The sequence below is a fragment of the Methylomarinum vadi genome (assembly GCF_000733935.1).
In the GTDB taxonomy this organism is placed as follows: domain Bacteria; phylum Pseudomonadota; class Gammaproteobacteria; order Methylococcales; family Methylomonadaceae; genus Methylomarinum; species Methylomarinum vadi.
The window spans coordinates 548,688-566,125 of sequence record NZ_JPON01000001.1 but is presented as its reverse complement, the minus strand read 5'-3'; the positions used below and the strand labels follow the sequence as shown (position 1 = coordinate 566,125).

At 49.5% G+C, this 17,438-nt stretch carries 19 protein-coding genes; 7 read left to right on the top strand and 12 right to left on the bottom strand.

Features of this window, described 5'->3' with window-relative positions; all coding sequences use genetic code 11:
• Window positions 1-2: 2 nt before the first annotated feature.
• Both EP25_RS0102865 and EP25_RS21680 read right to left on the bottom strand, forming a co-directional pair.
• Complete coding sequence (locus EP25_RS0102865; protein WP_152555583.1) at window positions 3-386, bottom strand: S-4TM family putative pore-forming effector; 384 nt, start codon at window positions 384-386, stop codon at window positions 3-5.
• Complete coding sequence (locus EP25_RS21680; protein ID WP_051906351.1) at window positions 358-714, bottom strand: hypothetical protein; 357 nt, start codon at window positions 712-714, stop codon at window positions 358-360. The genes EP25_RS0102865 and EP25_RS21680 overlap by 29 nt, the downstream gene beginning before the upstream one ends.
• A gap of 9 nt (window positions 715-723) precedes the next feature.
• Between EP25_RS21680 and EP25_RS22830 the strand changes: the two genes are divergently transcribed.
• On the top strand, window positions 724-1,095 hold the full coding sequence (locus tag EP25_RS22830) for a helix-turn-helix domain-containing protein (protein WP_084190936.1): 372 nt from the start codon (window positions 724-726) through the stop codon (window positions 1,093-1,095).
• Complete coding sequence (locus EP25_RS22355; protein ID WP_051906350.1) at window positions 1,014-1,610, top strand: IS630 family transposase; 597 nt, start codon at window positions 1,014-1,016, stop codon at window positions 1,608-1,610. Before EP25_RS22830 ends, EP25_RS22355 begins: the two co-directional genes overlap by 82 nt.
• Here the strand turns inward: EP25_RS22355 and EP25_RS0102850 are convergent.
• Window positions 1,607-2,281, bottom strand: a complete 675-nt coding sequence (locus EP25_RS0102850; RefSeq protein ID WP_031432511.1) for a hypothetical protein — start codon at window positions 2,279-2,281, stop codon at window positions 1,607-1,609. The genes EP25_RS22355 and EP25_RS0102850 overlap by 4 nt on opposite strands.
• 240 nt (window positions 2,282-2,521) lie before the next feature.
• Here EP25_RS0102850 and EP25_RS0102845 point away from each other — a divergent pair, with 240 nt between their 5' ends.
• Complete coding sequence (locus EP25_RS0102845) at window positions 2,522-4,132, top strand: IS5 family transposase (protein WP_235185817.1); 1,611 nt, start codon at window positions 2,522-2,524, stop codon at window positions 4,130-4,132.
• A gap of 1 nt (window position 4,133) precedes the next feature.
• Here EP25_RS0102845 and EP25_RS23210 read toward each other — a convergent pair whose 3' ends face one another.
• The 9 genes from EP25_RS23210 to EP25_RS0102815 form a co-directional block, all read right to left on the bottom strand.
• Window positions 4,134-4,877, bottom strand: coding sequence for an Eco57I restriction-modification methylase domain-containing protein (locus EP25_RS23210; protein ID WP_152555582.1), 744 nt, complete (start codon window positions 4,875-4,877; stop codon window positions 4,134-4,136).
• Window positions 4,825-5,166: a hypothetical protein gene (locus EP25_RS23205; RefSeq protein ID WP_152555581.1), complete on the bottom strand. Its 342-nt coding sequence runs from the start codon at window positions 5,164-5,166 to the stop codon at window positions 4,825-4,827. Before EP25_RS23205 ends, EP25_RS23210 begins: the two co-directional genes overlap by 53 nt.
• Complete coding sequence (locus EP25_RS23200; protein WP_235185816.1) at window positions 5,142-6,407, bottom strand: type IIL restriction-modification enzyme MmeI; 1,266 nt, start codon at window positions 6,405-6,407, stop codon at window positions 5,142-5,144. Before EP25_RS23200 ends, EP25_RS23205 begins: the two co-directional genes overlap by 25 nt.
• A gap of 35 nt (window positions 6,408-6,442) precedes the next feature.
• A complete protein-coding gene (locus EP25_RS0102835) occupies window positions 6,443-8,473 on the bottom strand; it encodes a DUF2075 domain-containing protein (protein WP_051906345.1) in 2,031 nt (676 codons plus the stop codon).
• Entirely contained in the window at window positions 8,470-10,794 is a 2,325-nt protein-coding gene (gene drmD, locus EP25_RS21670) for a DISARM system SNF2-like helicase DrmD (protein ID WP_235185815.1), read from the bottom strand. The genes EP25_RS0102835 and drmD overlap by 4 nt, the downstream gene beginning before the upstream one ends.
• Window positions 10,791-11,636, bottom strand: coding sequence for an SNF2-related protein (locus EP25_RS23775; RefSeq protein WP_235185814.1), 846 nt, complete (start codon window positions 11,634-11,636; stop codon window positions 10,791-10,793). Before EP25_RS23775 ends, drmD begins: the two co-directional genes overlap by 4 nt.
• 39 nt (window positions 11,637-11,675) lie before the next feature.
• Window positions 11,676-12,707, bottom strand: coding sequence for a DNA cytosine methyltransferase (locus EP25_RS0102825; protein WP_268745409.1), 1,032 nt, complete (start codon window positions 12,705-12,707; stop codon window positions 11,676-11,678).
• Window positions 12,708-13,064: 357 nt separating this feature from the next.
• On the bottom strand, window positions 13,065-14,987 hold the full coding sequence (mobH, locus tag EP25_RS21665; RefSeq protein WP_036300178.1) for a MobH family relaxase: 1,923 nt from the start codon (window positions 14,985-14,987) through the stop codon (window positions 13,065-13,067).
• A gap of 1 nt (window position 14,988) precedes the next feature.
• Entirely contained in the window at window positions 14,989-15,606 is a 618-nt protein-coding gene (locus EP25_RS0102815; RefSeq protein WP_031432506.1) for a recombinase family protein, read from the bottom strand.
• Between the two features lie 311 nt (window positions 15,607-15,917).
• Here EP25_RS0102815 and EP25_RS0102810 point away from each other — a divergent pair, with 311 nt between their 5' ends.
• From EP25_RS0102810 to EP25_RS23770, 4 genes are all read left to right on the top strand, one after another.
• Complete coding sequence (locus EP25_RS0102810; RefSeq protein ID WP_031432505.1) at window positions 15,918-16,208, top strand: type II toxin-antitoxin system RelE/ParE family toxin; 291 nt, start codon at window positions 15,918-15,920, stop codon at window positions 16,206-16,208.
• Between the two features lie 9 nt (window positions 16,209-16,217).
• Window positions 16,218-16,511, top strand: a complete 294-nt coding sequence (locus EP25_RS0102805) for an addiction module antidote protein (protein ID WP_031432504.1) — start codon at window positions 16,218-16,220, stop codon at window positions 16,509-16,511.
• A 160-nt stretch (window positions 16,512-16,671) separates the two neighbouring features.
• Window positions 16,672-17,103 (top strand): site-specific integrase, encoded by a 432-nt coding sequence (locus tag EP25_RS21660; RefSeq protein WP_235185812.1) that lies wholly within the window; start codon window positions 16,672-16,674, stop codon window positions 17,101-17,103.
• Complete coding sequence (locus EP25_RS23770) at window positions 16,989-17,258, top strand: tyrosine-type recombinase/integrase (RefSeq protein ID WP_327036943.1); 270 nt, start codon at window positions 16,989-16,991, stop codon at window positions 17,256-17,258. Before EP25_RS21660 ends, EP25_RS23770 begins: the two co-directional genes overlap by 115 nt.
• Window positions 17,259-17,438 lie beyond the last annotated feature (180 nt).

Here is a 17,438-nt window from a genome sequence, read left to right as displayed (position 1 = left end):
TTCTATACACCAGATTTGACAATAGCTCTATCATTCCATTCGAAAGATAAAACATTTGTATCAAATTTTTCTTGTATTTTTGCTGCTAACTCTTTTTTGCTTTTTATTACCGGCACAAGAACCAATATATTTACAAGGGTTACAACAATACTTAAAAAAGCCAGATGGGCAGATAAATCATATTTAAACCACAAAAAATCGCTGTTTGTTAGATAAGCGAATATGGAGAACACGGCTATAAAAATGACATTCGAGAAGACTTGCCACTTCATATAAAACTTAGCATCGCTGTACAAGTAACGCATTGCTGCTAAGCAATCTAAGTTTTCCGTTCTATTCTGCTTAAGTATTATTTCATTATCCATAAGTTGGGAATTCTGAACCAAAGATCTCTCCCCATTTGTTTATCGATTCCTTATGTTTACCTTGTTTTTCTAAACTTCGTGCGTCAAGGGATCTATTGTAATCAAGGTTTGCTCTATCCCAAATTTTTGACTTTTCATCGAGTGTCAAAGTATTTATGTTTCCTTGTATTTCCTTTGGGTCTGGCACATAGCTATAAATATTATCTCTTATATAGAGAAAAGAGCCAGGAAGCTCAATATCAACAAATTGGCTTGCACTAGTTGAGTTTTGATAATAATTTAATAGCATGTTTTCTATTAGATAAGATGACATGCTAGGCATTGTTGGCCTATTATTCCAATATTTCATTGTTCTTAATTGGCCTCCGGAAAAACGGTTAAAGAGGTTGCCGAACTACAGAATCTGTGTGTTGAGGCGGTTCGTATTCGACGACGCAAATGGTTGAAGCATGGTTTAGCTAGCTTACCTGACCAGCCCCGCAGCGGTGCGCCCAGTAAGCTGACGGATGAGCATCGGCAGCAGTTAGCGCAATGGGTTGACGCTGAAGCTTTATCCTCGCGGGAAATATTAACGCGCTTGGTTGAGCGCTATCAGATCCAGATCGGAGCGACGACCTTGCGAAACGAACTCAAGCGCTTGGGTTATGTGTGGAAACGCACGCGTTACAGTTTAAAAAAAAGCGCGACCCCGAGCGGTTCGAGCAAGCCCGGCAAGAGATTAAGGGATTGATCCAGCAGGCGAATGCTGGTGAAATTGAATTGGCCTACGTGGATGAGGCAGGATTTGCAGCGCAACCGCCGAATCGTTCGGCCTGGACAAAAAGTGGCGAGAGCCACGCCGTCACGGCAAAACGGACGCAGCGCTTAAATGTTATTGGTGCTCTGTTATCTTCGGGAGGACTGTTACTGGCCAAATTGTGGAAAAGTGTGAACGGGTTATGGTTCTTTGGTTTTTTGATGGCGTTGATTGAGCGGATCAAAAAACCGGTGGTGGTAATTTTGGATAATGCCTCGATTCATACGGCCAAAAAGCTCAAGCCTTATTGGGAGTTACTGGAAGAAAAAGGCATGCGCTTTTACTTTCTGCCCCCATACAGTCCTGAGTTGAACCGCATTGAAATACTATGGCGCAAAATGAAATATCAGTGGTTGCCATTCAAATCCTTTACGCCAGCTGAACTTGAGCAAGCCATTGAAGAAATTTCCGCTGGTTTTGGCTCTAAATACCAACTGACTTTCTGCTAGGCACTTATTACATTAAGAACATTTCCATTGTTCTGCTGGTTGATTGTTGAAACGCTATCTCGATCAATTCTTGGATCTGTCTTTTTCCATACTCCACTTCCATTTGGGATAAGATAGAATGTTTTCCCGTAGTAGTCCTCTTGTGTGAAAAAGCATGGAACTATATCAAAAGTCCAATCATAACTTGTCAAATTTAGAACAGCGGCTTCTTGCCTTCTATTGATGTCGGCTTTACTGTACTGTGGAACTCCGCTTAAAGCACTGTACTGTGGAACTCCGCTTAAAGCACTCACAAATTTGTTTACTACTTTTATTGAGTTCAGCTTATTTGTGAATGTGTTGCATAAATCCTTAAGGCTTTTAACATCTGAATCTATTGTAATATCAATGTTGTCATGACTATATTCATGATAAGTTCCGCCTCTCGCACTCAAACAAATCATCATATCTATATCATCAAGAGGCCTTTTTTTGGTCCTTCTTGCAAAAGAACCAAAGTTTATATCTCGCTCAGAATATAACTCTGGAAATAATGAGTTTTTAGATGGGAATTTATGTATTTCTTCTATTAGCCAATCCCGACTGCTTCTAGCTTTTTTTACCTGCTCACTATCTAAATTTACTATATCTCTCAAAAATTCATTAAATGCTGATGTTACTGTATTTGCCATAAATTCCTTGTGCTTTGTAAAAATTATCGTCTCCTTATTCTGTTTTCCATTTCTTACTTTTTCATGGCAATATCGAACATCAGGCTAAACACATCCTGCTTGAACTTTTGATTGTCTGAAAACCTTTTATATAGAGTCTACTCAGAAAATATAACCTACTGATTATAAATATTTATTAGGTGATATTTGCTATAATTAATGCACAAAAAACATGCCTTTGACTTCAAAAACCGTGCAGAGATGATTCGAACCACCAGCGCAAAACAACTGACGATAGCCGAATTCGACTGGCCCTTTGAGACGGCCCTGGATAAGAATAATCGCTGGGTCAAGCTCAGTGACTGCATTCCGTGGGACGAACTGGCGGAGAGCTATTATCAAGGCCTGCCGACTGATAGAGGCCGTCCGTTGAAAGACGCGCGCCTGGTGATCGGCGCCGTGATCATCAAACACAAGCTATGCCTGTCTGACGTAGAAACCGTGCTGCAGATCCAAGAAAACCCGTACCTGCAATACTTCGTAGGCCTGCCGGGTTATCAGGCAACGGCACCGTTTCCCCCGTCGTTATTGGTCGAAATCCGCAAACGCATGGGCGAGGCGGTGTTCGAAGGCTTTCATCGGGCCATTATCGAGGCGCATGAAGGCAAAAAGCCGGTCAAGCCTGAACCGCAAGCACCGCTTGATGCGGCCCTGGGTTCCAAGTCTGACACCGGCCCAACCGAAGAAAAGCCCAGTGCTTCCGCGGATGCCGCCTCTGAGCAAACTGGGCCAGAAGGCATGGCGCCTGCGCATCGCGGCCAATTGATTTTAGATGCCACCGTGGTCGAACAAGCCATCCGTTTTCCCACTGACTTGAGTTTGCTGAACGAAGCGCGTGAATTCAGTGAACAAATCATCGACACCCTGTGTGTCCACCTGAAGGTTGGCACTAAACCCAGAACCTATCGCCGGAAAGCCCGCGCCGCGTATCTGGCCATCGCCAAACAAAAGCGTCCTGGCCGGAAAACGTTGCGCCGGGGCATCAAGCAACAATTACAGTATCTGCGCCGCAATCTGGGCCATATCGAGCAACTCTTAGCGCCGATTCCGGAGGGCCAGCCGCTGCCGCTACCCGGCTGGCTGCTTCATCGTTACTGGGTGATCCAGCACGTGTACCAGCAGCAATGGGAGATGTATCAAACCCAGACACGCCGCTGTGACCATCGCATCGTCAGCATCAGTCAGCCCTATGTGCGGCCCATGGTGCGCGGCAAACAAGACCAGCCGGTCGAGTTTGGTGCCAAGCTCAGCGTCAGTTTAACCGGCGAGGGCTTGGCCCATGTCGACCGCCTGCGTTGGGATGCCTTTCATGAAGGCTTAGACCTGGCAGCACAGGTTGAGGCCTACCGCGAGCGATTCGGCCACTATCCGGAACGGGTGATCGCCGACCCCATCTATGGCACGCGCGCCAACCGCGACTACTTGAAACAACGCAGCATCCACTTTGCCGGCAAGCCGCTCGGCCGCCCCAAACAAGTCACCGACGCCAATCGCGAACAACTCAAGCAAGCCAAGGCCCAACGCAGACAAGACTATTTGCAACGCATCCCCATCAAGGGCAAATTCGGCCAGGGCAAGAATGGTTACCGGCTCAATTATATCCGGGCCAAGCGTGCCAACACCTCATTCGCCTGGATCAACACCATCTTCCTGGTCATGAACCTGTTGATCCTGGAAAGGATCTTTTTTGGCCTTAGTCAATGCGGCCTTGCTAGTTTGATGAGGGCAGTTGCACAGGTCTGGGAACAAAGGGTTTTAACTCAGCGCGCTCAGCTCCACTTAGCCGTCCGGCTTGTACATAACTATGGCTGATTTACTGAGTAAACTCTAAGTAATCGTTGTAATTTTTTCCAAGGTTAGCGGTTATGTTTTTACCAAAGATGAATGGCGGATTTCCGACAATTCCATCAAATCCACCCCGTTCGAAAACCTCCGGAAACTCCAGTGCCCAATGAAAAGGCTTCCGTGGCGGTTTGCCTGCCGGAAGGTCTAGGGAGAGTGATTTTCTCGCCTCGGCAAAAATCTTCCGTCCGGTCTCATCGTCACCTTCGGTATAGGCAGTCGCCCATGTGGACAGGTTATCCATGGCATTGTCCAGCGATCGCTGGCTGCCGCCGGAAGCCAAAGCTTCCCCGATCATGGCATCGGCAATGTGTTCGATATGTTCGAGCTTCTGTCTGGCTTCTTGATCCAGCCGCTCCATGTATTGAACGTCACGAATATCCCGAATCGGGATTTCCCGAAGCTGCTTGCGGAGCGATAACGCATCCTCAATCGTCGCTTCGACATCGGAAGCGAAGATGGACGTAATTCGTTTCTTTTCCGGATGCAGCGAGAACTTGGTCAATTGTTCCAACTTGGTCAATCCGAGCAGACTATCGCCGGAGCGTAGATTGTGGTCGAGAAAGCCGAAGGGTCTTCCCTTGGCCAGCGTGATCAACCAGATGGACAGCTTTGCCAGCTCCACGGCAAGCGGATTCAGGTCGACGCCATACAGACATTTTTCAGCCACCAAACGCCGGGCGATCATCAAGCGCTCGTCCAACGAATCGGGCATCGGTTCGTAGCAGATGCGCGAACGGTTTCAGGCGATCGGCCAGTTCCATATCGCCACCACAGACCGTGACGATCTTGCCGAAAGTTACATCGTCCAACTCCTTGACCAACGCATTGGTAATGGCGCTCCTACTTCTATGCGTCCTGTTTTCGACGATGGATATCAGGTCTTCCTCACCTTCCAGTCGAGCCGATTCGAGCTCGGCGAGTGCGATGTTCGGATTCTTGGCTTTCTGGGAACCAATCAGCCCGAGTGTGTCTTTTTTCAACCTGCGAACGGTATGTTCCAACAGACCTTCGTAGACATGCCCGATTTGTTCGACATCCAGAGCCTTGTAGGAAAGTAGTAGCGCTCCGCCTCGTTGTTCCAAGACCTGCAACGCTTCGAGCAGCAGCAACACGGTTCGGTTGTCGATAGGAAGTGGTTGTGCAGGCGTCTCCTGCCAGTGCGTTCCTTTGGCCCGTCCTTCGAGAAACGGAAAACGATCCGGGTCGAAAAGCGATCCACCCAATGCGGGCATCCGCAGCGATTCATGTTCGATACCGCCATAGACGGCTCTGAAAACGGCAAGCAGCCGGCCCCAGGCACGTGCCTTCTTTCCAGAACTTCGTGGCCGTGTTGATCGGCTTCTTCGGCCAGTTGTCCACGCAGGGTGGTGATGGCGTAATGCTGATCGTACACCGGATCGTCGAGCAGCAAGAGACCTCGCTCTTCGGCGCAAAGAACGAACACCAGCCGCATCATCACCGTCAATCCTGCCTCGTACAGTTCAGCTGGTGGCACGTCATGCAGGAGTTCCCTGTTTCTGTCCTGATCGGCCTTGTCCAGACACTGGACCAACACCTCGACGGCACGCTTGACCTGTTCGCCGAGGGTATCCGTCACTTCTTCATGGTGCTGGAGCGAATCTTCGAGTATGGCAGGAAGTGTCTCGTCCTCGGGACCGAACCAGCGCCTCACTCCCAGCAAAGACTGAAACGCCTTCAATGTCACCGGCTCCTGAAACCAGAGACGGGCGTACCATGATACATGGGAAGAGGTGCTGCCCACCGGTGCGTTCACCAGCATCCAGCGCTCGCCATTGGTGACTAGCCCGAGTTGGACTCCTTTGTCACGACAAAGCAGGGTCATCCGTTCGAAAACCGGAACCGGCCAGCCATCTCCGACAGTCACTTTTTCCAGATCCGTGCCTTCGGGCAGGACGGAGAGGAACATCATAGGGGAACCGTCTCTCTTCAAGACATAGTCGGGCTTGAATCTGCCATCGCCATCCGGAGACTTGTAGGTGAAGTCGTCCGTCGCCAGTATCAGCGCCAAGCCCTCGTATTCCAACAGTTCTTTGAGTACAAGCTCTATCCAAGCCCGGTGCATTTCGAGAAGCTGCGGATCGTCTTCTTCCACCGCCTCACGCCATTCCTCGTATGCGGAGCGGATACGTTTCTTCCCATAGGTGTCCAACGACTCCAGTCCCTGCGGAAAAATCTTCTCCAGCACGGCCACGGCCAGAAAAGGACCGGACACTTCGATCATCGAGAGCCACTCGGTATGTTGAGACATCTGTCTTGTCATAGAACCTTTTCCTTGAACGTAGATAATTTGGGCACGCCAGCATTCCGTAAATGCTCGTATATCCTATCGAACCATTCCGGTGGCCGAGTGGAATCTTCATTGCAACCAAGCGGAACCCAAATGACCATGCCCGCACGAGCGCGCGTCAGTAACACTCTATATCTATTACGAACATAGCCCTTCTCTACTTCCGAATGACAGTATTGCCATTTGGAACCACGAAATTTACGGTATACCCAAGAACTTCGTTTTTCATCTAGCGTGAGGTCTCCGCCCCAACAAAGACCAACCCAATCTAACTCTAAACCTTGACATTCAAATTCAGTTGCAGGCACCTCAAGTGTATAACTGGATCGAACATCATCTGGAGAAGAGAGAAACCATTTTTCGAAAGCGTATCCGCTACGAAACGAAGTTGAATTCTCCAACCCATAAGCTCTCAGCCGTTGGTCTTCCGAGCCACAAACCAATCCACACCGCTTGTGGAGATCCCCGCCACTTCTCAACCTCAACCATTCACGTGCATCACTCAGGCTTCTCGTCACGAATAATGGAAACTCCTTGGTAACTGGAAAACTCTTACAGGCGGCGGCAGAATTCGGCTCCAACAATTGGTTGACCCAATCGGTAATTTTTTGGGCTCGATGGCTACGTACACTCACGGTCAAGTGGGCCAGGGGTTCGGAAGTGAAAGCAAGCTCTGTTGGAACTCCATGTTCGAACAAGCGATGTCCTGCCACGCTTGAACCACCCGAAATCACTTCCGGTGAGGCTATCACATTCCAATTGCATGTCGTTTCTTGTAGAGCTCTTCCCCACTCCCCAAGCCCAGCTTCGCCAAGAAATATTTCCTGACCTCCCCCAACGAGGCCGATGACGACGGACCAGTCAGGTGTTCTTTCCATGACGGACAGTAGTTCGAACGGCTCGGAATAATCGACGGCTTGTTTCCGTTTCATTTGGCGCCTGTCCCAGGCACGCTGGGATTCGTCAAAAACGACGACATGCTCGTGTGGAACAGCCCCGCAATTTTCTCGATGGTAACGAAGAAACTGGTGGACATTCTGAATGAAAGTCGAAACTTCGTGTTCGGCCTCGTTTCTCCGGCGCCCTGCTTTTTGTTCATTGAGCACGAGAGCTTCTCGCACGACTTTTACCAGTGGTCCATTTCCTGAAAGAAAGATTCCCGATGGACCTTGCTTGGAACGAATGGATGGATCGTGGACGACATTCAAACCGGTCAACGTCTTACCTGCACCAGGCACACCGGTAATCAGAATCAATGTTCTCTTTTTTTCAGCTTTGGCTGAAAGAATTGCTTGAGCCACCATATCGGTCGTTGCCGATAAGTTTTCAGCGTAGTTGTGTGAGATGTCACGGACACTATGATTTTCGTAAAGAGTTTCTGCAGCCTCTATGATCGTCAGGGTAGGACGATAAACTGAAGAAAGCCATGTGCTTGCATCCAATTTTTCAGTGTTGCAACTCTCTTTCAAAATACGATAACTCGTCCCCAAAGTTGTTCCACGGGTTGCAGCATTCGCCCTAAACAGCGGGGCAACAAGACTTCCATTCAGGCGATAGACATGCTCATCAATGGGTCGAGCGTCTGTGGCACATAAAACAGGGACGATGACTCTACCAGAACTTTCTGCATGAAAATCTCTCAAATTGAGAGCGTAATCCTCAGCCTGCCATCTGGATGCCGCATCATACTCAGTAGCTCCGAACTTGAACTCAATGACAAAAACCATGTTGTCAGTCAATACGAGAGCATCTGGTCGCTTCTGACGCCTTGGGATTGGATACTCCAAAACAAGGGTCCAATCGCCAACATGGCTGATTGATTGAGCTATCTCGTTGAAGGTGTTTTTAAGAACCTCAACCTGTTGATTCCAAACGTTGATTTGCTTGCTATGTTGTTGACTGATACCCGATGAGGCTATCTTTTGCGAAAGTACACCAACTACAGTGTCTGGGTTACAATCCAGGAACTCCTTTACGGTTGAAGAATACCCTGCCTTCATGAAATGCCTCCCTTTTGTGACTCAGGTACGAGAAAGACCAAGGCCACCGGGAAGGTTCTATCGGTCAATCCTGCGTAGCGTTTCTCTATCGCCGCCTTTTCCATTTCCCGCTCTTCGGGAATTCTGGCCAGTCGCATTTTCAGGGCTTCGATATCCTTGCGAATCTGGTTGCGTTCCTCGGGTTCGAATCCGGGAAGAACCATCTGTTTCGGGAGGGCATCCTCCTTCAGCTCGCCCTTTATCGTTTTTTCGAGTTCATCGAGGACGTTCGTCAAATCGGTTATCTCGCCATCCTTCCGACGTGCCAGCGTGTTTTCGAGGAAGCGAAGCCTGTCTTTCGAACGGGCTTCCATGGTGGAACGAATGGAGCTCTCCTGTTTTTCGAACCGCTCGGTAAGGATATCCAGAAGACCGCCTTTCGGATCGAAGGAGGCTGCCTTGGTCAGTAATTCCTGCAATCGGCCTTGCTGCGGTATTCTCGAAAATCCGGTGTGTTTGAGCTCGCCGCCGGAGATCGTTATCTCTTCGTGAAGGCGGTGATGGTCGCCCCCGGTGATGACCAGCCGGGACCAGACAAGCACGGCGGGTGTCGAAATTTCACTGTCGGGAACGGTCTTGACACTCACACGGTGCAGTTTTTTCACGTCATCCAGCTTCCAGAGTTCTTCCCGCAAAAGCCGCAGGCACATCTGGACGAGTCGATGGTTCAAGTGGGCCAAGACGACATCGTCACGACCCTTCGCCACCTCGTGATCGAAAGTGATCGGTCTTCTTTCACCGGTATGGGGATGTTCGAGCCCGGCAGTCGCACGGCCCCACGAGCCGGGAAGTACAGGCACCTCGAACACGCTGCCTTCCGGTGCTCCCGGTAAAGAGACTGGTTTCAAAGATGGTTTTTCTGCCAGTTCCAGAGCGATGGAGACGGCTCTGTGTATATGATCTGCCGAAAGATGGAAGTCGGTCTTGGCCTCCATGAGCCTTTCATGCAACTTGTCTATCTTTTCCTGAAGGCGACGCTCGGCGGACACATATTTTCTGGCCTTCGCGGCTTTGCCTTCGGCGTCGGCGGTATCGAGAACCGTTCTCTTGCCCAGCATGGCTTCTTCGATTTGCTGGGCGATAACCGGGCCTACACTCCCGAGATCTTCTCGGATGGTGTCGATCTTGAGTACCGCTCTCATCAGGTATTCATGGTCTCCTTCTATCTGGCCGACCTTTTTCGAGTGGATGGATTCGTTCGACTCGAACCCTTTTCCCACTGGATGCCAGATGAAGACTTCGGATTCCTTCTGGCCGTGTCGGTCGATACGACCGTTCCTCTGTTCCATGACGTTCGGATTCCACGGAATCTCGATATGGATCATGTGGTTACAGTAGTTCTGCAGGTCGATACCTTCGGAGGCCGCATCGGTGGCCAACAGTATTCTGACGGGTGAAATATCCGGATGAGCCTGAAATGCCGACTTGATCTTTTCACGATCGTTCTGGTCGACACCACCATGCATCAGCATCATGCGCTCGCCGCCGAAGCCGTAGGTGGTCAGAATTTGTTCCATCCATACATGGGTGGCGCGGAACTCGGTAAAGAGAATCACTCGCTTACCGTTCCATTCGCCATCGGTCTTCAAATGCGCTTCGAGCCAGTCGACGATGGCCGACGCTTTGGCGTCCACCCGGTTTTTCGATTTTTCGGCCCATGCGGTCAACTTGTCGAGCATCTGCCGTTGATCCTGATCGAGAGGGACCGACAATTCACCGGCAGCTTCCACCGCTTCGTACTGGGCATCTTCGTAGAGCTGGTCGTTGGCAAAATCCTCTTCCGCCTTCAGGATGGCTTTTTTAAGGATCTTGTCGTCCATGGCCCCGGCCTTTTGTTTCGGTCTGGGACGCTCCAAACTCTCCCGGTGTTTGGCCAGCGTTCCCGCAAAAGCCATTGGGGAAGAGAAAAGTCTCTTTTTCAAGAGTTTGTGGACGAAGTCGGAGCCGTATTCGAAGGAACTGCCCTTGACGCTCTTTGCACGGGCAGCCGTGAATTGTTTCAGGAGGTCGTGTATCTCACGTTCCTCAGCCGAGTAATCGACCTCGAGAGGCATCAGCCTTCTTTTCGGATACAAAGGGTTTCCGTCTGCATCGACCAGATCCGTCTTGAGCCGTCTGACCATCACACGTTGCAGCTGTTTCTCGTCGGGCATGACGGATCGGGCGAACCGCTGGTCATCCAGCAATTCCAGCAACGAGGTGAAGGACTCCTGATACCCGTTGTGCGGCGTGGCACTCAGAAAAAGCCGGTGTTCGAAATGCGGAGCGATTGTTCTGATCAACCGATTCTCTGACTTTCCAGAGCGTACTTGGAGGCAGTCGACGGTGCGACATTGTGTGCTTCATCGATGATCAGAATGTCGAACTTTCTCGGATAAGTAATGGTCGGAGGAAGGCAATCTTTGACAAGCCGGAGACCTTCACCGCTTTTCATCCAGTCCATGGAAGTGATGAGTCGCGGGAACGAAGTCCATGGGTTGGCATGTATGCCTCGTTCACGTCGCAGACGCTTGATGTAATCGGTATCGACAATCCGGAATTCCAATCCGAACTTTTCCCACATCTCGACCTGCCACTTGACCTGCAGCGAAGCCGGACAGACTATGAAGACCGTTCTCGCACGATGACGGACAAGCAGTTCCTGCACGACAAGCCCCGCTTCGATGGTCTTACCCAAACCGACGTCGTCCGCAATCAGCAGGTTGACTCGGGCCATGTCTATGGCACGTACCAATGGGTCGAGCTGGTAATCTTCGATGGTGATTCCGCTGCGGAAGGGAGCCTGCAGGAAGGACCTGTCGGCATTGGTCACCGCACCCCAACGGACGGCATCCAGAAAGGCGTCCGATTTATCCTCGGAATCGATGCCGGTTATACGAGGCATTCCGGCCTTTTCGAGAACCTGGGCTCCGGGTTCTATCTGCCATACCACTTGGAGCTCTTCACCCAAAGCGTCCTCGTCCAAGGAGGACAGGGTCACGACATGTTGCTCTCCGTTGGCTTCGAAAGATTGTCCCTGAACGTCGCTGACGACCCATTGACGTCTTCTGACTTCGACGAGTTGTCCGGGTTCAGGTACGGACGTAATAAAGTGATTCGATGAAGTTTGGTACAGTTCGTCCATAAGTCGGTCTTCCCTTTATGTGATTGAAATAATGGGGCTTCAATTCTTGTCTGTTCGTCTATCGAGGCGGTTCACGTGATCCTGGATGCTTCGCCCGATGACCTCGCCAAGTATCACCGGCACGGCATTGCCGATGAGACGACCGATAGTTTTCTTGCTGATCGGCTCTCCAGGAGGCGTGAATTTGTATCCATCAGGAAAGCTTTGCAATATCGCTCCTTCACGTAACGAAATCGCTCGGTTTTGCTCCGGATGACCGAATCGGCCATTACCGAATCCGTAAAACTGTGTCGTCATGGTCGGCGCCGGTTCTTTCCAACTCATCCGCCCATATACGCTCGGATACGTTTTCCCTGAATCTTTTTTGTGACAATCGGCGACGAGTTCTCTAGGCCAATCCCGCCAAGAACCTCCGGGGCGAGAAGCGAGGATTCTTTTGAGATTTATCGGTGAAAGTGTCGCACTCTGATGAAGGGGATCCCGAGAATCTACTTCTCCCGCTTTCAAGGGAGGAAGGTCTCCGATGGCGTGATGGACGGTTCGCCTCTCGCTTTCCGAATGAGTTGGTGGTATGAGTTCGATCTCCCCGAGCCTCGATGCGAGCAACACCAATCGGCTTCTTTGCTGGGGCAATCCGTAATCGGCACAATTGACCACTCGATAATCGACTTCATATCCTCGGTTTTTTAGATCGTCGACGAAATCTCGGAAAACGTTTTGTTCCACGAGGCCTGGAACGTTTTCCATCGTCACCAATTCCGGACATGTTTCACGAACAAAACGTCCGAACTCGAGCAGCAACCACCACCGTCTATCGGTCGAATTCGCTTTTTGATTGTAGGATGAAAATGTCTGACAAGGCGCGCAACCAGCCAACAGTTTCAAGTTCGCCCCGGCGAACGTATCGACCACTTCATCCCCTCTCATTTCCTCGACGGATTTGAGCAGAAAACGAGCGGCGTTGTTTTCCGTATAGGGATAAGCACAAGCCGGGTCTATATCCACGCCCAATTTGACTTCGATACCGGAATTTTCCAAACCACGCGTCAAACCGCCTGCGCCACAAAACAAATCGACGGCTTCAATGCGTGGATGTTGTCCATTTCATTCGGTCGATATTCCTTGGTGGGTCATTTCATCATTCCAGATCGATCAGTAAGTAATTGTCATTTATTTAAATATTTGAAATGAACGCACAATATTCGATAGACACTGGGGGGCTCTGATTCCCAATTTTTCAGCTATCGCTTGCCTCGTCATTCCTTTTTCGATCAATTCAAAACACGTTTTAACCGTCGGCTTACGTCCTTCATATATTTGGAGTCGGCCCAAATGCCTTCACGGACATTTGGGTTTTTATCAGTTTCCACAATATCGTACCCGACACCTAAAGAAAATAGTGTAGAGTATCAAAATATTGACGACTTCTCATTCCTGAATCAAATGCGGATTCACTTTTGGTGGTTCATTTTTACCAAATACCTGAGAAGTATTCGGAAATAGAATCACATTGACCTTAGCTGATTTGTTGCTTCCTACGACTTGGTAACTGATCACATTCAAACCTCGCCCGTCCTTCATATGCCAATTCTTTTTCAACACCTTTTTCTGGAATGAGGTCCATTCAGATTTATCTAATTTTTGTGATAGCACATAATCCTGAAATATTCCTGGCGTGATCAGTGCAACGCCTTCCTTGACGACATGAACCCTCGCTCTAGGCCGATTGGTCTTGATCTCACCTTTATGAATTCCTGAGCTCAACCATGAAAAAAATTGCTCAACCGGGTCGTTGGTATCCTTTTCTGAATCAGTTTTAAAACTAGCCGATTGGTCGTCGGTAGATTGGTTCATGAACTGAGGTACTTGGACGCCATCCGCTTTTTTTTGCGTTGTATCTACCCTTGGGTTTTGTGGAGTGGAGCCTGGCTCGGTGTCCTTGGATTTGCTTTCTTGCATGTGTTGCGAATCAACCCCGTGGCCGTCACCCAGAGAATCCGTATCTGATGGAAGAAACTCCGCTAAATCGAAATAAGCCACAGCGCCTTGCGAATCCGAAGAAGACTCATCGGCTACCGTAGGAGGTGTCTCTTCGTTAACCGATTCCGAGTCACTTGCCGATTCGTTCGCGGTGACATTGGTTCGAATATCCGTATTGTTCTCGGCAATCGGTCGAACTTCATCGTCGGCCACTGATTCCATTTCAGCTGGTACAATCCGACCACCAAACTCATCCGGCCGATTGTCTGGATTCGTCCAAATTTTCGCAACCGCAATCCGGATCATGGTCAATTCATTACGCCACCCTTCCCCTTCGACGACGGCTGGCCAGATCGCTTTGTCGCCATACGGGATCAGTACGCCATGCTCTTGGAGTATGTCGAACATACGGCCGTTTTTCGTTGGTATGCCGGAGTGCCCTTCTTGGGTTAATTGATCCCTGATTGCATCCACGGTTCGCTTGCTCACCAGCCAACAGTCGTCGCCGCTAACCCAACCGGCCGCGCCATTTCTGTTTAACGGCAAATCTCCTTCGTTCAATAAATGGCGCAAAGCGGTCAACATCTTTTCGTGCAATGGTTTCGTTCGGACGGTTGACATTCGGCTGGAATCTGCGCCCAGGTTCGTGGCTACGGATTTGCTATCGGCAGAGCCAACAATCTCACCGATCGATGAGGCATTTTCGATATCACCCGACACGCAAGCCAGCCATTGCTCAAAAATGTGTCGATCGCCGGATAACCAGTTTAATGCGTATGACGGAATGATTCGATGGATTAACAGCAGCGAGGCTTTCTCATGCAGGCGGTATTTCCGTCCGCGTTGGAACTCCGTGCTGTACCATACACCCTGCTCGTCCAAAAACGAATCCCAAGGCGACCAGGGTATTGCCTTGCGATCGGCATCGTAAACCGTCACCGATTGATCGACGGCGACTTTGGCCAAGTCGTGTGATAGTGCAGCCAGAAAAACAGCGTAAGTCCATAAATCCTGTTTGGCGGCTATCTCCTCGGCTCCGCCGCTTTCGGACAATAAATAAGATCGTCGGATCTTCAACGCATTCACACAGACTTCCAAGGTATGTGTTAGCATTCCTCCGGGGCCAGCGTGGTGATGCACTTCCGAGGCTGGAAGCAATTGCACGAATCGCGTGAAATTCCGAATGGCGTGAAGATAGTAACGGTTGAAATTGCGTTCCGATAAACCGGCCAATTCATCGATTTGCACCATCATTCCTCGATGAGGAGACAACAAATCGTCGACACTTCGAATCGACAAAATTCCGGGAATATCCGGCGGTACCGCTTCGGATTTAGCCTTGTCTTTTTTCAACCAGCTAATATTCAACATGTTATTGCTTAATCCCCAACACTTTTTTGCCAAATTCCCGCAAGGAGCCGTCAGGACCGACATAGCGATACAAAGTAGGCTTGGTGATACCTAGTTCCTTACAAAGTTCCGAGACCACGGTTTCGCGCTTCCCCATCGAGGCCTGTGCCTGTCTGATTTGCGCTTTTGTCAACGAGGGCTTGGCTCCGCCTTTCCGTCCCCTGGCCCTAGCCGCAGCCAGTCCTGCCTTCGTGCGTTCGCTGATCAAGTCCCGCTCGAACTCTGCCAGCACTGCAAAGATGCCGAAAATCAATTTTCCGTTTGTCGTTGTGGTGTCGATATTAGCGCCCTGCCCCGCTAATACACGAAAACCGATATCCTGGTTGGATAGCTCGTGAGTGGTCGTGACCAGGTGTTTTAAATTCCTACCCAATCGATCGAGCTTCCAAACAATCAACGTATCACCCGACCTCAGCGCTTTCAAACAGGCCTGCAATCCTGGCCGGTCCTCTTTGGTTCCGGAAGCGTGATCGGTATAGATATGATTTTTCTCGACCCCAGCCCCCAGCAACGCATCGATTTGCAAATTCAGCATTTGTGATCCGTCCGCTTTAGAGACTCTGGCGTAGCCGATTAGCATCTTCCTCCCGTTTCAAGAACGATCGTTTATGAAACTCCTGAGTTTTACTGAAATTTACTACTAAAAGTAGTAATAAAACAAGTAAAATTAACAAAGTAATGAAAACCCAAGTCACCTACGGGATACGCAACACTCGGTTCCGGCTGATGGCCAATCTTGGCCGGACAGGACTTTCACCTGTCAGGTTACTCTGAAGGTTTCCATTATGTCTTCCTTCTACATTATTTCCCCCTTCTCCAGGCTTTCCTGGCGCAAAGAACGGTTACCAGTCTGTCTCTTGACAAATGTAGCTTTCCGGCTACACTAAAGGCATGGTTGAGATAAAGAAAACCGATGTTTATGCCCGATGGCTCGACAATCTTCGTGACATTCGCGCTCGCGCCCGAGTTTTGGCCAGGGTCGAACGTATGGCCGCTGGCAATCCAGGTGATGTTAAATCCGTTGGCGAAAGCGTATCGGAAATGCGCATCGACTATGGCCCCGGATATCGGGTGTATTTCACGCGACGCGGCAACGAAATCATCATCTTATTGGCAGGTGGCGATAAAAGCACTCAGGATGCCGATATCAAAACCGCTCAAAGTCTTGCCCGTAACCTATAGGATAACGCAATGACAAAAACTATCACCAGCCGCTACGATGTGGCGGAGCATTTGAGAACCACCGAAGAAATGGCGGCCTATTTGGACGCCTGTATCGAGGAGGCCGACGGCGATGCAGCTTTCATAGCCAAGGCGCTTGGCGATATTGCCCGTGCACGCGGCATGTCGCAGATTGCCAAAGACACCGGACTTTCCCGCGAAAGCCTGTATCGATCCCTGGATGGCGAGCACATTCCCAGTTTTGATACGATTCTTAAGGTAATAAAGGCACTAGGTATTCATCTGCATGCCGATCCAGCCTAATCTGGGGGGTCTTAAATCCAAGGGACGAAAACGTACATTAGCAGCTAACATAATTTGCTTATAAGTTTTCTTAAGCTGATTAACAGACAACACCCGGCCATTAGATACAGACTGATTAGCATGACAATAAGTCTCCTTCCACAAATGTTAGGAGTTTGTTATGCAAACAAAAATTACAAACCAAAACGACGGATGCATTCCATGGAATAAAGGTAAATTGATCGGTCAGAAGTTGCCGCTCAAATTGAAGGAGATATGGGCCATTCGTATTCGGTTGCAAATGGCCGACAAAATCCGAGAATTAGCTTTGTTCAATTTAGCCATCGATAGCAAGTTGCGCGGATGTGATTTAGTAAAGCTTCGAGTATGTGATGTTGCCCAAGGCAACCATGTGTCGAAGCGAGCAACAATTATGCAACAGAAAACACATCGTCCGGTTCAATTCGAGATCACCGAACAAACCAGAAACGCACTTAAATCTGGATTAACGAAGCAGGGCTTAAATCTGATCAGTATCTTTTTCCAAGCCGGATTCATCAATCCCCTCATCTGTCTACCCGACAATATGCTAGGATTGTTGAACGATGGGTAACATCAATTGGACTTGATCCTGCGGAGTATGGAACGCATAGCATGCGAAGAACAAAAGCTACGCTTGTCTATCGAAAAACGAAAAATTTACGAGCTGTCCAGCTATTACTTGGTCATACCAAACTTGAAAGCACTGTCAGGTATTATGACAAGTAGGAAGTTATGTTGAGTATAGCGGCCAAGTATCAGTTTTTTTCCGTTAACCTTTGAGAACTGCACATAAGATTTCATGATTGTTTTCCGCGGCGGCCATTGGGGTCGCCTTTTTGAGGAGGTCGATCAATGCTTCAATCTAGCCCGAATATTTCATGATAGAGGCGGGCAAGTTTGTTGATA

Excerpts from the sequence above, each read along its gene's own strand:
- EP25_RS0102810 (WP_031432505.1), top strand. The coding sequence starts at position 15,918 with ATGGTTGAGATAAAGAAAACCGATGTTTATGCCCGATGGCTCGACAAT.
- EP25_RS23775 (WP_235185814.1), bottom strand. The coding sequence starts at position 11,636 with ATGGACGAACTGTACCAAACTTCATCGAATCACTTTATTACGTCCGTA.
- EP25_RS0102850 (WP_031432511.1), bottom strand. The coding sequence starts at position 2,281 with ATGGCAAATACAGTAACATCAGCATTTAATGAATTTTTGAGAGATATA.
- mobH (WP_036300178.1), bottom strand. The coding sequence starts at position 14,987 with ATGTTGAATATTAGCTGGTTGAAAAAAGACAAGGCTAAATCCGAAGCG.
- EP25_RS0102815 (WP_031432506.1), bottom strand. The coding sequence starts at position 15,606 with ATGCTAATCGGCTACGCCAGAGTCTCTAAAGCGGACGGATCACAAATG.
- EP25_RS0102835 (WP_051906345.1), bottom strand. The coding sequence starts at position 8,473 with ATGAAGGCAGGGTATTCTTCAACCGTAAAGGAGTTCCTGGATTGTAAC.
- EP25_RS21660 (WP_235185812.1), top strand. The coding sequence starts at position 16,672 with ATGCAAACAAAAATTACAAACCAAAACGACGGATGCATTCCATGGAAT.
- EP25_RS0102805 (WP_031432504.1), top strand. The coding sequence starts at position 16,218 with ATGACAAAAACTATCACCAGCCGCTACGATGTGGCGGAGCATTTGAGA.
- EP25_RS23210 (WP_152555582.1), bottom strand. The coding sequence starts at position 4,877 with ATGCCCGATTCGTTGGACGAGCGCTTGATGATCGCCCGGCGTTTGGTG.
- EP25_RS0102845 (WP_235185817.1), top strand. The coding sequence starts at position 2,522 with ATGATTCGAACCACCAGCGCAAAACAACTGACGATAGCCGAATTCGAC.
- EP25_RS21680 (WP_051906351.1), bottom strand. The coding sequence starts at position 714 with ATGAAATATTGGAATAATAGGCCAACAATGCCTAGCATGTCATCTTAT.
- EP25_RS23200 (WP_235185816.1), bottom strand. The coding sequence starts at position 6,407 with ATGATCGAAGTGTCCGGTCCTTTTCTGGCCGTGGCCGTGCTGGAGAAG.